Raw genomic sequence first — 13923 nt, forward strand, 5'->3', positions numbered from 1 at the left:
CTGGCCACCACTCGATACCGACTGGTGTGCATCATGAAAAAGAACTTCCTGCCCAGCCTCGCCCTCGCCCTTGCTGCCGTAGCAAACCCCCTCCTGGCGCATGCCGGCAGCCTGACAATTGACGGCAACTTCGCCGACTGGGGCGTCACCAACAACGGCAGGGTATCCGGATGGACGCCTAATGCAGAGGTACTGTTCGCCGTCGAAGACCAGAGCAACGCCAACGGCGGCTATCTGTCCCCCGGCTGGGGCGGTCAGGCCTACGATGCGGAAGCCATGTACCTGACCTGGTACACCAAGGCTGATAACCAGACCTACCTGGCCATCGGCCTGATCACCGGCCACGACCCCAGCACCGCGACCACCGCCAACAGCTTCGGCCGTGGCGACTTCGCCATCGATTTCGGCCACGACGGCATCTGGGACTTCGGCATCCTGACCGCCGACCGCAGCGCCACACTGAAGCAGGGCGACGTCGTCAGCACCGCCAAGAGCGACTGGGCCACCGGCCTGTGGAGCGCCCCGGGCGTCTACGACCCGAACAACTCCCCCTACATCACCAAGGTAAACACCGGCACGGACGTCGGCAACGCCGCGATGGCCATCTCTGGCCGCTTCAGCAACATGGGCACCCTCGGCGGCGTGCACTGGTTCTACGAAGTGGAAATCCCGGTCACCGTCTTCGGCCAGCACTGGCAGGGCGACACGCCGTCGGAGAGCTTCGATGTGCAATGGACCATGCTCTGCGCCAACGACATCATCACGCTCGACCCGCCCGTCTCCACCGTCGCAGAGCCGGCTTCCATGGCCCTGGTGCTTGGCGCCCTCGGCGTGAGCGGACTCATCCGCCGCCGCCAGAAGAACACAAGCCGGTGATGGCCAATAACACGCCTGCCATCAGGCCGGCACGGCGTCCTGCACACTCGCACGGGAACGATTGGCTCCGCTGATGAGCGCCTTGATCGATGCGGTGACGATATTGGCATCGATGCCAACCCCGTAGCAGTCGCTCTTGCTGCCGGCCACCTCCATGAAGGCGCAGGCGCGGGCATTACCATCCTCGCCAACCGGAACCATCGAACGCTCCTCGTAGCTGCGCACCTGAATGCCGATGCCGCCACTCTGAAGGGCATGCACGGCGGCATTGATCGGGCCATTGCCTTCGCCGGTAAGCTCTTGCGGCACGCCATCGATATCGACACGCAAGCGGATGCCCTGGGCGGCGCCATTCTCGAAGAGCTGGTGCCCGCAATAGCGCACCGGAACGGCGGCATCGAGGTAGGTATCGGCAAACAAGCCCCAGATTTCCTCGGCACTCACTTCGCCACCATGCGCGTCGGTGTGCTGCTGGACAACGCCGGAAAACTCGACCTGCAAGCGGCGCGGCATGACGACGCCGTGTTCGTTTTCCATCAACCAGGCGATTCCCCCCTTGCCGGACTGGCTGTTGACGCGGATCACCGAATCGTAACTGCGGCCGACGTCGGCCGGGTCGATAGGCAAGTAAGGCACACTCCACAAGCCATCCGCCTGCTGCGCGGAAAAACCCTTCTTGATGGCGTCCTGGTGCGAGCCCGAGAAAGCCGTAAAGACGAGATCGCCCACATACGGATGGCGCGGGTGAATCGGCAACTGGGTGCAATGCTCGTAGGTGCGGGCCACGGCGTTGATGTCCGAGAAGTCGAGCTGCGGATCGACGCCCTGGGTGTGCATGTTGAGGGCAAGAGTCACGAGGTCCACGTTGCCGGTGCGCTCGCCGTTGCCGAAGAGACAGCCCTCGACGCGGTCGGCGCCGGCCATCAAGCCGAGTTCGGCAGCCGCCACCGCCGTACCGCGGTCGTTGTGCGGATGGAGGCTGATGAGCACGCTGTCGCGGCGGGCGAGGTTGCGGTGCATCCACTCGATCTGGTCAGCGTAGATGTTCGGCGTGGCCACTTCCACCGTGGTCGGGAGATTGAGGATGACCTTGCGTTCGGGCGTGGCACCCCAGGCTTCGGTCACGGCGTTGCACACTTCGAGGGCGAAATCGAGCTCGGTGGCCGTGAAGGTTTCCGGGCTGTATTCGAGCACGAACTCGGTTTCCGGCTGGGCTTCGGCAAGCGTCTTGATGAGTTTGACGGCATCCACCGCCATCTTCACCACCTCCGGCTTGCTCATGCCGAACACGTTCTCGCGGAAGGGTTTGGAGGTGGCGTTATAGACGTGAACGATGGCGCGCTTGATACCCTTGAGCGACTCGAAGGTGCGGCGAATGAGGTGTTCGCGCGCCTGGGTGAGCACCTCGATGGTGACGTCATCGGGGATGTGATTGCCTTCGATCAAGCCACGTACAAAATCGAACTCGGTCTGCGAGGCGGACGGAAAGGCCACTTCGATTTCCTTGAAGCCGACGGCGCAAAGTGTCTCGAACATCCGCATTTTCTTCTCGCCGTTCATCGGTTCGAAGAGCGACTGGTTGCCATCGCGAAGATCGGTGCTCATCCAGATCGGCGCGGTGTCGATGACACGGCTGGGCCATTGGCGATCGGTGAGTTGAACCTGCGGAAAGGCGTTGTATTTGGCGACGGTTTGCTGCGGCATGATAAGGCTCCGAAAGATTTTTTCAATGCAGCAATCTTACGGAAAAGTGCTTGGCAGACCCTTGCGTTTCATGGCCAGCCGCCTACCATTATCAGCATAAAATTTTTCCAAATACAAAAAATGAGCAACTTAATAGCTATGGACCGTTACGACCGGCAGATTCTCGCCATCCTGCAGCAGGAAGGGCGGATCAGCAATCAGGATCTGGCCGACCGTATTGGCCTGTCGCCCTCCCCCTGCCTGCGCCGGGTACGCACGCTCGAGGAAGCCGGACTGATCATCGGCTACCGGGCGTTTCTTGATGCCAGGAAACTCGGCCTGACACTGATGGCCCTGATCGGAATCTCGATGGATCTGCACACTCCGGAACGTTTCGCCCAGCTCGAGGCGAGCATCACGGAGATTCCGGAAGTGCTCGAATGCCTGCTGATCACTGGCCAACAGTCCGATTACCAGTTGAAGGTGGTCGTCCGTGACATGGATGCGTATCAGGACTTGCTGCTCAACAAGATCACCCGCATCCAGGGCGTGACCGGTGTTCACACCAGTTTTGTCCTGCGCCGGGTTGTCGATCGCACGGCCCTTCCCGTCACCGGCTGAAGCACAAGCCTAGCCCAGCGGCCAGGCGGCAAGACGCCGGTAATCGGCTCCGGCCGTCGAGGGGCAGGATTCCATCAGCACCCATTCGCCCACCGGCCACGCGAGGGGAGTCATCGCCGGCAGTTCGCCGACGGGACGTGCCTTGCACAACAGCGTGATGTGGGGAGAAAAGGAGTCTGATCCGCCCGGCAAACCGAGCGCGACGAGTTGCTGGCGGATGGCGCTGACGAGCTGATCCAGCGCTTCCGGCTGCGCGCGGCAGCCGCCCCACACAATCCGGTTGTGTTTCCAGTAGCCAAGCGTGTCCACAACCAGCTGGAATGGCCGGCCCTTGATCCGGCTCATCGCCGCCAGCAGTGCCGGAATACGCGACTCGGGTACATCGCCGAGGAAGGCCAGGGTCAGATGCAGGGTCTTGACGCGCATCTGCCGGCCGCCACACACCCTGAAGGCCTCGGCCGACACCGTCTGCAGCCGCCCGGCCAGCTCGGGCCCTGGCCACAGGGCCAGGAAGAGACGACGACGGGCTTCAGCCATCTAGCCGCACCATCAAGGCCACGGCCTGGGAGGCGATGCCTTCGCCGCGGCCGGTGAAGCCGAGTTTTTCGGTAGTCTTGCCCTTCACGTTCACCGCCGCCGGATCGACGCCCAGATCAGCGGCAATGTTGGCGATCATCGCCGGCACGTGGGGCAAAATCTTCGGCGCCCGGGCGATCACCGTGGCGTCCACATTCACCGTCTGCCAACCGGCCGCCCGGGCTGCCGCAGCGGCTTCGCGCAGCAGCACGCGGGAATCCGCACCCTCGAAACGGGGATCGGTATCCGGAAAATGCCGGCCGATATCGCCAAGACCGGCGGCTCCGAGGATCGCGTCGGTAATAGTGTGCAGCAGCACGTCGGCGTCGGAATGGCCCAAAAGACCTTTGGCAAACGGAATGGTCACCCCGCCGATGATCAGCGGGCGGCCGGGAACGAGGGCATGGACGTCAAAGCCCTGCCCGATGCGGAACGGAACCATGCTCATGAGGCTTCCTCGCGGTGCTGGAGAATCCACTCGGCCAGATGCAGATCGAGGGGATAAGTGACTTTCAGGTTGGTCGGATCGCCCCGCACCAGCCGCGGCCGCAGGCCCATGGCCTCGATGGCGCTGGCCTCGTCGGTGACATTGCGGGCACTTTCTAGGGCCCGCTTGAGCATCACGTAGCGAAACATCTGCGGCGTCTGAGCCTGCCACAGACCATCGCGGGGCACGGTGGCAGCGATGTGCTGGTGACTGTCGGCTTGCTTGAGGGTATCAGCCACCGGCACGGCAAGAATGCCGCCGACCTCGTCGTGGATGAGCTCGCGCACCAGATTCTCGATGTGCCACGGCGCCAGGCACGGACGCGCCGCATCATGAACCAGAACCCAGTCGGATTCGGACGTATCATCGGCAATGGCCCGCAAGCCGTTAAGCACGCTGTCGGCCCGCGAGGCGCCGCCGCAAAACAGGGGCACCAGACGGTTGCCGAACGACGTCCAGTCGTGGCGGTCCCACTCCTGGTCACCGACCGACAGCACCACGTACACCCGGTCAATCACCGGCGACGCACACAGCGCCGCCAGGGTGTGACGGATAAGGGGCTGACCAAGCAGGGAAAGATATTGTTTGGGTTGTTCGCTGCGCATCCGGCTGCCGCTACCTGCGGCCGGAACAATCGCGAAACAACGGGTAGTCGGAATTCGCATCGCGCAATTCTACTCAATGTCTAGCGCGATTCTGCCGCTGATTAGGTTTCATCCACTCCGGGATAGCCGCCATGTTGTTCTCCCTACCCTTTGAAACCCGTCAGCTGGAAGCCCTCTTCCTGGCCACCGCCATCGGCCTGCTGATGGGCCTGGAGCGCGAGCGTCGCCCGGCCGCCCTGGCGGGCGTACGCACTTTCGGGCTCACCGGACTGCTCGGCGCGCTGGCCGGCCTGCTGGCCGAACAGCTCGCCACGCCAGGCCTCCTGATCGCCGGTTTCGTGCTGGTGGCGGCCATGATCATCGCTGCCAATTTCCGCCAGCCGGAACCCAATGATCCGGGCACCACCTCGGTCGTCGCCCTGCTCGTCTGCTACTGCCTGGGGGCGATGGTGTGGGTCGGCCAGGGGCGCCTTGCCGTTATGGCGGCAGTGGGCTCGACGATGTTGCTCTACTTCAAGTCGGAACTGCGCGGCGTGGCTTCCCGCCTGACCAGCCAGGACTGGCGCTCGATCCTGCAGTTCTCGGTGCTGTCGCTGATCGTCCTGCCGATCCTGCCCAACCACGGTTTCGGCCCCTATGAGGCGATCAACCCCCACCAGGTGTGGCTGATGATCGTGCTGATCTCCGGCGTCAGCCTCGCCGGCTACGCCGCCCTGCGCCTGATCGGTGCCCGCTACGGCGCACCCCTGCTCGGCCTTTTCGGCGGGCTGGTGTCGAGCACTGCCACCACCATGGTGTTTGCCCGCCATGCCCGCGAAAACCCGGCCATGGCCCCCACCGCCACGCTGGTCATCCTGTTGGCCAACCTGATCATGGTGGTACGTGTTCTGGCCATTGCCGGCGTGCTCTCTCCTTCAGTGCTCCCCGAGCTGGCCACCGGCTGCCTGCTGGCCATCCTGATCGGCTCCGTGGTGATTGCCGTGAACTGGCGCCAGCTGGCCGCCCAGGAAGGCCTGCCGATTCCTGAAACCCGCAACCCGACCGAGCTGCGCACGGCCATGGGCTTCGGTCTGCTCTACGCCGGTGTATTGCTGTGCGCAGCCTGGCTGTCGGACAGCGCCGGCCAGGGCGGGCTGTACCTGCTGGCCTTCGCCTCCGGCCTCACCGATGTGGACGCCATCGCCCTGTCCACCCTGCGCCTGCTCAACCTGGGCAAGATGGAAACGACACCAACAGCCATTGCCATCCTGCTCGCCATGCTCGCCAACCTCACTTTCAAGACCGGACTGGCCTTCGGTCTCGGTGGGCGCGCCCTCGGCTGGCGGGTGGTGGGCGGCATGCTGGCGGTTGGCGCCGGGCTGGGCGGCGGGATCGCATGGTTGCTGCGCCCGGTCCTATAATGGAATCAAGGGTGTTCCCCGTTTCATCAAGAAGGAAATCATGGCTCACGCGTCGCAACGCCTTCCGGCTGTAGCCGGGCTTTTCTACCCAGCCGATCCCCATAGCCTGCATGCCCAGGTAGCGGGCTTTCTGTCTGCGGCCATTCCCGCCGAAGTGGTGGATGCCCCAAAGGCGTTGATCGTGCCGCACGCGGGTTATATTTACTCAGGCGCAGTGGCCGCCAGCGCCTACGCCGAACTCGTGCAGCGGCGCGATGTGATCCGCCGGGTTTTGATTCTTTGCCCGACCCACCGGGTAGCAGTACGCGGCATGGCCCTGCCCGCGGCGCAATCCTTCATTACGCCATTGGGCGCGGTGGCCGTCGACCGGGAAGCCTGGCTGGCGGTGCGGGAAATGCCCGGTGTGATCGTCGATGACCTGCCCCACGCCGAAGAGCACGCCATCGAAGTGCAGCTGCCTTTCCTGCAAACCACGCTCGATCACTTTGAAATCCTGCCCATCGCCGTCGGTGACGTGGACGCCCGTCGGGTTGCAGCAGTTCTGGAAGCTCGGTGGGGAGGGCCGGAAACCCTGATCGTCATCAGCTCCGACTTGTCCCATTACCACCCCTACCGCCAGGCCCAGTGGCGCGACAAGGCCACCATCGCGCAAATCCGTCAGCTCGACGCAACCCTGCTTTGTGAACAGGCCTGTGGCGCCGGCCCGATCAACGGCCTGCTCCTCGCCGCACAACGCCACAACCTCAAACCCCACTTGCTCGACTTGCGCAATTCCGGCGACACGGCAGGCGACCGGGAGCGGGTGGTCGGCTACGCTTCGATTGTGTTTTCAGAGGAATGCGACCGTGCCCACCACTGACACCCTCGGCGTGGCGCTCCTGACCCAGGCCCGCAAGGCCATCGCCGATGCGCTCGGGCAGAGTGCCCCGGCGGCGCTTGAGCATCCCCGCCTCGCAGAGCGGGGCGCCACCTTCGTCACCCTGACCCTCGACGGCGACTTGCGCGGCTGTATCGGCAGCCTCAATGCCCACCGCACACTGGGCGACGACGTACGCGAAAACGCCGTCTCCGCGGCCCTGCGCGATCCACGCTTCCCGCCGCTGTCGGCGAGCGAGTTCGCCCGGGTGAAAGTCGAAGTCTCCCTGCTCACCGAACCGGACTTCATGGAATTCCGCGACGAAGCCGATGCCCTCGCCCAGCTGGTTCCCGGCCGCGACGGGGTGATCTTCTTCAACGGCTGCCAGAAGGCCACCTTTCTGCCCCAGGTATGGGAGCAGTTGCCGGACAAGCACACCTTTATGGCGGCCCTCAAGCAGAAGGCCCGCCTGCCCGTCGACTTCTGGGGGCCCAACGTCATGCTCGCCCGCTACCAGGTGCAAAAGTGGCACGAGGGCGAAACCCGGGAGTAAATCATGGACACCCACCCCGCCCGCTACTGGCATGCCCTTGACGACGGCCGCATCCAGTGCGACCTGTGCCCGCGGGATTGTCGTCTCCACGAAGGCCAGCGCGGCGCCTGCTTCGTGCGCCAGAGGGTGGACGGCAAGATGGTCCTCACCACCTACGGGCGCAGTTCGGGCTTCTGCATTGATCCCATCGAGAAGAAACCGCTGAACCACTTCTACCCGGGCAGCAGTGTTTTCTCCTTTGGCACCGCCGGCTGCAACCTGGCCTGCAAGTTCTGCCAGAACTGGGATATTTCCAAGAGTCGCGACATGGACCGGCTGATGGATGCGGCGTCCCCGGTTGAAATCGCCAAGACGGCGGCCCGGCATGGCTGCCGCAGCGTCGCCTTCACCTACAACGACCCGGTGATTTTCGCCGAGTACGCCATCGACACCGCCATCGCCTGCCATGAGCACGGCATCGCCACGGTGGCCGTCACCGCCGGCTACATCCACGCAGAACCGCGCCGCGACTTCTACGCCGTGATGGATGCCGCCAACGTCGACCTCAAGGCGTTCACCGAAGATTTCTACGTCCACCAGACCGGTGCCCACCTGGCTCCGGTACTCGACACCCTGCTCTACCTGCACCACGAAACCCCGGTGTGGGTGGAAATCACCACCCTGCTGATCCCCGGCCTCAACGACTCCGACGCCGAGCTCACCGCACTATCGAAATGGGTGGCCAACGAACTCGGGCCCGACGTACCCCTGCACTTCACCGCCTTCCACCCTGACTACAAGCTCGACCAGATTCCGCCGACCCCGCCGGCCACACTCAGCCGGGCCCGGCAGATTGCCCGCGATGCCGGCCTGCATTACGTCTACACCGGCAACGTGCACGACACCGACGGCGGCTCGACCCACTGCCCGTCCTGCGGGCAGGTCGTCATCGAACGGGACTGGTACGCCATCCTGGCCTATCGCCTGAATGCCAGCGGTGCCTGCAGCGCCTGCGGACATCCGGTAGCCGGACGTTTCGGGGAATTCAGCGGCGCTTTCGGGCCGCGCCGTGTTCCAGTGCACATTCACGCCAACTAGGCCGCCCCACGCCCTTGCAGCCTGTCCGGTGGCGTGCCATCGTCCGGAAAAATACAGGCTGCACCGTCCGATCATGATGAAACTGCGTCACACCCCCCTGAGCATCGCCGCCGGCCCGATCTGGCTTGAAGCCCTGCTCGCCCACTCGCCGGACGCCGCCGGACTGATCCTGATCGCCCAGAACTCCGTCGGCAACCACCGGAACTCCCGCGAGGCCCACTTCGCCAAACGCCTGCAGGAAGCCGGCTATGCAACCCTGATTTTCGATCTGCTGACGCGCCACGAAGAAGCCCGCGATCCGGACACCCGCTACAACACGCCGCTCCTCGGCCAGCGCATCAGCGCGCTGTTTGAATGGCTGCGCCACCAGCCACCGCTGGTCCCGCTGCCGGTCGGACTGGTGGCCAGCAGCACCGGCAGTGCCGCAGCAATCCGGGCCATCGCAAAGGAACCGACAATGGTCAGTGCGCTGGTGTGTCGAGGCGGCCGCCCCGGCCTGGCCGGCATGTCGCCACTGCAACAGGTCGCCTGTCCGACCCGCATGATCGTCGGCGAAAAGGACGACGGCCTGACCCATGTCCGGCAAGCCTACGAGCAGCTCACCTGCCAGAAGGACTGGCGGGTCGTTGCGGGCACCGATGATCTGTTCCGCGAACCGGGCGCCCTCGACACGACAGCCACCCAGGCCGCCGAATGGTTTCAGCGTCATCTTGCCCACGTGCCGGTAACAGTCGGTACCGACGACAGCGCCTCAACCCGCTAGGTTTTTTCGCATGGCCTGGTGAAGCAGGCCGGCTTCATCGTATGCGTCTCCTTCCGGCACGAAACCGAAACGCGCATAAAAGCCCAGAGCATTCGTCTGGGCGCTGAGCACCAGTTGAGCCATGCCCAAGCGTGTGGCCTCAAGGATCAGCGTCTCCAGCAGCGCCGTCCCCACGCCCCGACCACGCCAATCAACAAGCACCGCCATTCGCCCGATATGGCCATCCGGCAGCAGGCGGCCAGTTCCTACCGGCACATCACCGGCCAGCGCCACCGCGTGACGCGACAGCCCATCGAACTCATCCAGCTCCATCTCCGCAGGCACGCCCTGCTCATCCACGAAGACGCAGAAGCGGATCGGCGTGACCACACCCGCCAGTTCATCCCAGCTGCCCAGCCGGATGAGCACCCCGGACTCCCCGCTCACGCGCAGATCTCCACCGGCGTGCCGGCCGGCACCAGATCGAACAGCTCGGCCACATCCCGGTTGCGCATGCGAATGCAGCCAATCGACAGCGGCACGCCCATCGGCTCCGTATCCGGCGTGCCGTGAATATAGATATAGCGGCGCATGGAATCCACATTGCCGAGACGATTGCGGCCCGGCTCCATGCCCGACAGCCACAGGATGCGGGTCAGGATCCAGTCCCGCTCCGGCGCGGCGGCAGACAGTTCGGGCGTCCACACCTCACCGGTCGGACGCCGGCCGCGGAAGGCCGCACCGAGCGGCTCCCCGGCGCCAATCCGGGCGCGAATGAGATGTTTGCCGCGCGGGGTGCGATAGCTCCCGGCCTCTTCACCTGGCCCGTTTTTAGCCGTGGAAACGCGGTAACGACGGATGCACGCACCGTCATCGGCGATCAGGGTCAGTATCTGGGACGGAATATCGATACAAATCTGCACAATTCTCACCCTCCTGCCGGTCGTTTGCGCCGGGCAGCAAAAAAAGCTGACAAAAGCCCGCCACATTCGCTGGCAAGCATGCCTCCCTCCACCTCGGCGTGATGGTTTAGGCGTGTTTCCGCAAAAAGATCGATTACGCTACCGGCTACCCCGGTTTTGGGGTCGTTCGCACCAAACACCACTCTGCCGATACGCGCATGCATGATCGCACCGGCGCACATGGCGCACGGCTCAAGGGTTACATACAGAGTGCAGCCCGGCAGCCTGTAGTTGCCCAGCAACTCGGCGGCATTACGCAACGCCATGACTTCAGCATGTGCAGTCGGGTCGTGACGCAGAATGGGCTGATTGAAACCGCGGCCTACAACAAGGCCATCGGGGCCGACGATCAGTGCCCCGACGGGCACCTCGCCGCAACGGCCGGCTTCGTGCGCGAGCGCGATGGCTGCACGCATGAATTCGGCGTCCTTCTCGGGACGGGTCGGGATCATTGTGTGAATGGAATAGTGTTTCAAAAACAGGAAAACGGATTTTAAAGCAGCATTGTGGAAAGACCCGCCCCAACAGTGACAGATCACCCAGCAACAGGACTTGCCCCATGATCTTCAAACCTGGTCATGAGCCCGTCGTGCCCGCCGTCGACCTGCCCCCCGCCTGTGCACCGGGCAGGCGCGCCACCATGCTTGCCGGCATCTACGCCGCAGTAACGGCCTTGCTGATCATGACCACGCAAGCCATGCTGCAGGGCTGGCCGGTGCTCCTGGTGATTGCCATCAGCAGTTTCGTTTTGTTTCTCGTGATGCGCCGCGAACTGCTCGGCGCGGCCGGCAATGCCACCGCTGGGCAGGCCACCGCGGCAACCAGCTCCCACAACAACACCTGCTTCACCGAAGCCCTCGAGAAGGTCCCGCATGTCCTGTACCGCTTCAACCCGGCGCACGAATGCTACGACTACATCTCGGCCAAGGCCGGGGAGTGGCTGGGCACCCCCATCGACGTACTGTGCGCGCCGGGCGGCTGGCAGCATTTCGCCCACCGCACCCCGGCCGAGGATCTCGGGCGTGTCTGGGCCGCCATTGAAGAGGCCCTCAGAAGACCCGGCCATGCGCCCGTGGAAATCAGCGTGGAATACCGGCTTGACCCGGCCAACGGGGAGCCCATGTGGATCCACGACGCCATGACCCTCCTGCGCAACCCGGATGGCGGCCTGAACGCCATCATCGGCGCAGCCTCGGACCAGACCGCCCAGCGGGCCACCAGCGAGTACCTCGGCGTTACCCTGCGCAGCATTGGGGATGCCGTCATCGCCACCGACCGGCACAGCCGCATCACCCTGATGAACCCGGTCGCCGAGAAACTTACCGGGTGGACCGAGAACGAAGCCATCGGCCAGCCCCTCGACATAGTCTTCCGGATCATCAATGAAGAAACCGGCGAGCCAGTCGAGAACCCCGCCGACAAGCTCATGCAGGGCAGTGAAATGGCCAGGCTGGGCCAGCACACCCTGCTGGTCGATCGCCACGGAATCCGGCGCCCGATTGCCAACAGCGGTGCGCCGATCATGATGGCACCGCATCAAAACCCACTGGGGGTTGTGCTGGTGTTCCACGACCAATCGCAGGAACGCCTCACCGGACAGGCTATCGTCGACCAGCAGGCGCGCTATCGGGCGCTGGTGGAGAACTCGCCGGTCGGGATCTTCCATTTCACCAATGACCTGCAGATCAGCTACTGCAACGGCCGTCTGGCAGAGATTCTCCATTCCACCGCCGGCCACCTGAACGGCCTGGATCTGCACTCCCTCGGCGACGACGCCATCCTGGCGATGCTGCGCGGGGCCCTCAACGGCCAGCGCGGTGCCTACGACGGCCCCTTCGTCTCGCCGCTGTCCACCAACGTACAGATCCTCTCCATCCGTGTTGCCCCGGAGTACGACGCCAGCGGCAAAGTGTATGGTGGCGTCGGCATCGTCGAGGACCGCACCGCCTTCCTGGAAGCCGAAGAGCAGCTCCGCGACACCAAGGAACGCTACGTCCTGGCCCAGCGCGGCACCAACGAAGGCTTGTGGGACTGGGATCCGAAGACCCGCCACCTGTACCTTTCGGCCCGCCTGCTGTCGCTCCTCGGCCTGCACAGCGACACCCTGCGCACCACCGGCGACGAATGGCTGAAACTCATCCACCCGGACGACCGGGCTCGCTACCGGACCGATTTCATCGCCCATCTGCGCGGTGAAACAGAGCACTTCGAATCCGAATACCGGATCGCCGACAAGGATGGCAAGTTCCACTGGGTGCTTGCCCGCGGCCTCGCCCATCGCAACCAGCAGGGCCGCGCCGTGCGTATCGTCGGCTCGATCGGCGACATCACGGCGCGCAAGCTGGCCGAAGAGCAACTCAAGGCCGAGCGCGACTTTTCGCGCGGACTGATCGACAGCCTGCCGGCACCGTTCTTCCTGTTCGACCAGAGAGGCCGGCTGGTTCTGTGGAACCGCTTTGTCAGCGAACTGACCGGGCTCGAAGACGCCGAACTGCAGGACGCCGAGGCGGAAAGCCTGGTCATCCCGGAACAGGAACCGGTGATTGCCCACCGCATCGAATCAGCACTGCTTTCCGGCGAAACCTCGGTGGAAGTGATGCTCCGCCGCAACGACAAGGAGCCGGTGCCCTTCCTGGTGGTGGGCCGGCGCGTGATCCTCGACGGCAGGCCGCACATCGTCGGCGTCGGCACCGACCTCACCGAACGCAAGTTTGCCGAGCGCGCCATCAAGCGCCTCAACAGCGAACTGGAACGCCGGGTGGCCGAGCGCACCTCGCAGCTCAGTGCGGCCCTCAATGAACTGGAATCCTTCAGTTATTCCGTGTCCCACGACCTGCGCGCCCCGCTGCGCGCCATCGAGGGCTACAGCTCCATCCTCGGCTCGGACTACGGCGACAAGCTGGACGACGAGGCCAAGGAACTGCTGCGCCGGGTGCGCGCTGCCGTGCATCGCATGGGTCAGCTCATCGACGACCTGCTGACCCTGTCGCGGGTCAGCCGCAAGGAACTCGAACGGCGCCCGGTGGATTTGTCCCACCTGGCGCAGGTCATCTGCGAGGAACTGCGCCAGCAGGAGCCAGAGCGGGAGATGCGCGTCGATATCGCACCAGACCTGCGTGTCGAGGGCGACCCGAGCCTGATACGTACCGTGCTGGAGAACCTGCTCGGCAACGCCTGGAAGTTCACCGGCCGCATGGCACAAGCGGAAATCCATTTCAGCGCCACCCATCACGAGGGCGTGGATGCCTTCGTGATCCGCGACAACGGCGCCGGCTTCGACATGCGCTACCGGGAAAACCTGTTCCGTCCCTTTCAGCGCCTGCATTCCGACCGGGAGTTTCCGGGCACCGGCATCGGTCTGGCTACCGTGGCCCGCATCGTCCGCCGACATGCCGGCGAAGTGTGGGCAGAAGGCGAAGTCGGCAAGGGTGCCGCCCTTTACTTCAGCATTGGCCAGAGCCAGGCCCTGCAGAACGGCAACTGAG

Annotated in this window: 15 protein-coding genes; 8 read left to right on the forward strand and 7 right to left on the reverse strand. The window is 64.3% G+C overall.

The genetic code is table 11. The annotated features are described in order from the left end of the window. The first annotated feature begins 33 nt into the window (after positions 1 to 33). Complete coding sequence (locus ETQ85_RS08515) at positions 34 to 876, forward strand: hypothetical protein (RefSeq protein ID WP_148578625.1); 843 nt, start codon at positions 34 to 36, stop codon at positions 874 to 876. Positions 877 to 897: 21 nt separating this feature from the next. Here the strand turns inward: ETQ85_RS08515 and leuA are convergent, their stop codons facing one another. Next, positions 898 to 2580: a 2-isopropylmalate synthase gene (gene leuA, locus ETQ85_RS08520; protein ID WP_148578626.1), complete on the reverse strand. Its 1683-nt coding sequence runs from the start codon at positions 2578 to 2580 to the stop codon at positions 898 to 900. A gap of 132 nt (positions 2581 to 2712) precedes the next feature. Between leuA and ETQ85_RS08525 the strand changes: the two genes are divergently transcribed. Then, positions 2713 to 3180, forward strand: a complete 468-nt coding sequence (locus ETQ85_RS08525; RefSeq protein WP_148578795.1) for an Lrp/AsnC family transcriptional regulator — start codon at positions 2713 to 2715, stop codon at positions 3178 to 3180. Positions 3181 to 3189: 9 nt separating this feature from the next. Here the strand turns inward: ETQ85_RS08525 and thpR are convergent, their stop codons facing one another. From thpR to ispD, 3 genes are read right to left on the reverse strand one after another with little or no spacing between them, the layout of a single operon-like run. Further along, complete coding sequence (gene thpR, locus ETQ85_RS08530; RefSeq protein WP_148578627.1) at positions 3190 to 3717, reverse strand: RNA 2',3'-cyclic phosphodiesterase; 528 nt, start codon at positions 3715 to 3717, stop codon at positions 3190 to 3192. Then, positions 3710 to 4204 carry a 2-C-methyl-D-erythritol 2,4-cyclodiphosphate synthase gene (ispF, locus tag ETQ85_RS08535; protein WP_148578628.1) on the reverse strand — a complete coding sequence of 165 codons (495 nt, stop codon included), beginning with the start codon at positions 4202 to 4204 and terminating at the stop codon, positions 3710 to 3712. The genes thpR and ispF overlap by 8 nt, the downstream gene beginning before the upstream one ends. Beyond that, on the reverse strand, positions 4201 to 4908 hold the full coding sequence (gene ispD, locus ETQ85_RS08540; protein WP_148578629.1) for a 2-C-methyl-D-erythritol 4-phosphate cytidylyltransferase: 708 nt from the start codon (positions 4906 to 4908) through the stop codon (positions 4201 to 4203). Before ispD ends, ispF begins: the two co-directional genes overlap by 4 nt. Positions 4909 to 4979: 71 nt before the next feature. Here ispD and ETQ85_RS08545 point away from each other — a divergent pair, with 71 nt between their 5' ends. The 5 genes from ETQ85_RS08545 (at position 4980) to ETQ85_RS08565 (ending at position 9497) form a co-directional block, all read left to right on the forward strand. Further along, complete coding sequence (locus tag ETQ85_RS08545) at positions 4980 to 6248, forward strand: MgtC/SapB family protein (protein ID WP_148578630.1); 1269 nt, start codon at positions 4980 to 4982, stop codon at positions 6246 to 6248. A gap of 40 nt (positions 6249 to 6288) precedes the next feature. Continuing rightward, positions 6289 to 7107, forward strand: coding sequence for an AmmeMemoRadiSam system protein B (gene amrB, locus ETQ85_RS08550; protein WP_148578631.1), 819 nt, complete (start codon positions 6289 to 6291; stop codon positions 7105 to 7107). Then, the gene (amrA, locus tag ETQ85_RS08555; RefSeq protein ID WP_148578632.1) at positions 7094 to 7657 is read left to right on the forward strand and encodes an AmmeMemoRadiSam system protein A; all 564 of its coding nucleotides are present in this window, start codon (positions 7094 to 7096) and stop codon (positions 7655 to 7657) included. Before amrB ends, amrA begins: the two co-directional genes overlap by 14 nt. 3 nt (positions 7658 to 7660) lie before the next feature. After that, positions 7661 to 8734 (forward strand): AmmeMemoRadiSam system radical SAM enzyme, encoded by a 1074-nt coding sequence (gene amrS / locus ETQ85_RS08560; RefSeq protein WP_148578633.1) that lies wholly within the window; start codon positions 7661 to 7663, stop codon positions 8732 to 8734. Between the two features lie 73 nt (positions 8735 to 8807). Beyond that, the gene (locus ETQ85_RS08565) at positions 8808 to 9497 is read left to right on the forward strand and encodes a dienelactone hydrolase family protein (RefSeq protein ID WP_148578634.1); all 690 of its coding nucleotides are present in this window, start codon (positions 8808 to 8810) and stop codon (positions 9495 to 9497) included. Here ETQ85_RS08565 and ETQ85_RS08570 read toward each other — a convergent pair. The 3 genes from ETQ85_RS08570 to tadA are packed head-to-tail and all read right to left on the reverse strand — an operon-like array spanning position 9486 to position 10890. Beyond that, on the reverse strand, positions 9486 to 9923 hold the full coding sequence (locus ETQ85_RS08570; protein WP_246128699.1) for a GNAT family N-acetyltransferase: 438 nt from the start codon (positions 9921 to 9923) through the stop codon (positions 9486 to 9488). The two genes, ETQ85_RS08565 and ETQ85_RS08570, sit on opposite strands and share 12 nt — an antisense overlap. Next, positions 9920 to 10399, reverse strand: coding sequence for a L,D-transpeptidase (locus ETQ85_RS08575; RefSeq protein WP_187394643.1), 480 nt, complete (start codon positions 10397 to 10399; stop codon positions 9920 to 9922). Before ETQ85_RS08575 ends, ETQ85_RS08570 begins: the two co-directional genes overlap by 4 nt. 5 nt (positions 10400 to 10404) lie before the next feature. Then, positions 10405 to 10890 (reverse strand): tRNA adenosine(34) deaminase TadA, encoded by a 486-nt coding sequence (tadA, locus tag ETQ85_RS08580; protein ID WP_148578797.1) that lies wholly within the window; start codon positions 10888 to 10890, stop codon positions 10405 to 10407. A 107-nt stretch (positions 10891 to 10997) separates the two neighbouring features. Here tadA and ETQ85_RS08585 point away from each other — a divergent pair, with 107 nt between their 5' ends. Further along, complete coding sequence (locus tag ETQ85_RS08585) at positions 10998 to 13922, forward strand: PAS domain S-box protein (RefSeq protein ID WP_148578636.1); 2925 nt, start codon at positions 10998 to 11000, stop codon at positions 13920 to 13922. The last annotated feature ends 1 nt before the right edge of the window (position 13923 follow it).

This window comes from Zoogloea oleivorans, from assembly GCF_008107625.1.
In the GTDB taxonomy this organism is placed as follows: domain Bacteria; phylum Pseudomonadota; class Gammaproteobacteria; order Burkholderiales; family Rhodocyclaceae; genus Zoogloea; species Zoogloea oleivorans.

What these genes read in the sequence shown, in the direction of transcription:
- tadA (WP_148578797.1), bottom strand. Translation starts at nt 10,890, where the DNA reads ATGATCCCGACCCGTCCCGAGAAGGACGCCGAATTCATGCGTGCAGCC.
- amrS (WP_148578633.1), top strand. Translation starts at nt 7,661, where the DNA reads ATGGACACCCACCCCGCCCGCTACTGGCATGCCCTTGACGACGGCCGC.
- ispF (WP_148578628.1), bottom strand. Translation starts at nt 4,204, where the DNA reads ATGAGCATGGTTCCGTTCCGCATCGGGCAGGGCTTTGACGTCCATGCC.
- ETQ85_RS08545 (WP_148578630.1), top strand. Translation starts at nt 4,980, where the DNA reads ATGTTGTTCTCCCTACCCTTTGAAACCCGTCAGCTGGAAGCCCTCTTC.
- ETQ85_RS08565 (WP_148578634.1), top strand. Translation starts at nt 8,808, where the DNA reads ATGATGAAACTGCGTCACACCCCCCTGAGCATCGCCGCCGGCCCGATC.
- amrB (WP_148578631.1), top strand. Translation starts at nt 6,289, where the DNA reads ATGGCTCACGCGTCGCAACGCCTTCCGGCTGTAGCCGGGCTTTTCTAC.
- leuA (WP_148578626.1), bottom strand. Translation starts at nt 2,580, where the DNA reads ATGCCGCAGCAAACCGTCGCCAAATACAACGCCTTTCCGCAGGTTCAA.
- thpR (WP_148578627.1), bottom strand. Translation starts at nt 3,717, where the DNA reads ATGGCTGAAGCCCGTCGTCGTCTCTTCCTGGCCCTGTGGCCAGGGCCC.
- ispD (WP_148578629.1), bottom strand. Translation starts at nt 4,908, where the DNA reads ATGCGAATTCCGACTACCCGTTGTTTCGCGATTGTTCCGGCCGCAGGT.
- ETQ85_RS08515 (WP_148578625.1), top strand. Translation starts at nt 34, where the DNA reads ATGAAAAAGAACTTCCTGCCCAGCCTCGCCCTCGCCCTTGCTGCCGTA.
- ETQ85_RS08585 (WP_148578636.1), top strand. Translation starts at nt 10,998, where the DNA reads ATGATCTTCAAACCTGGTCATGAGCCCGTCGTGCCCGCCGTCGACCTG.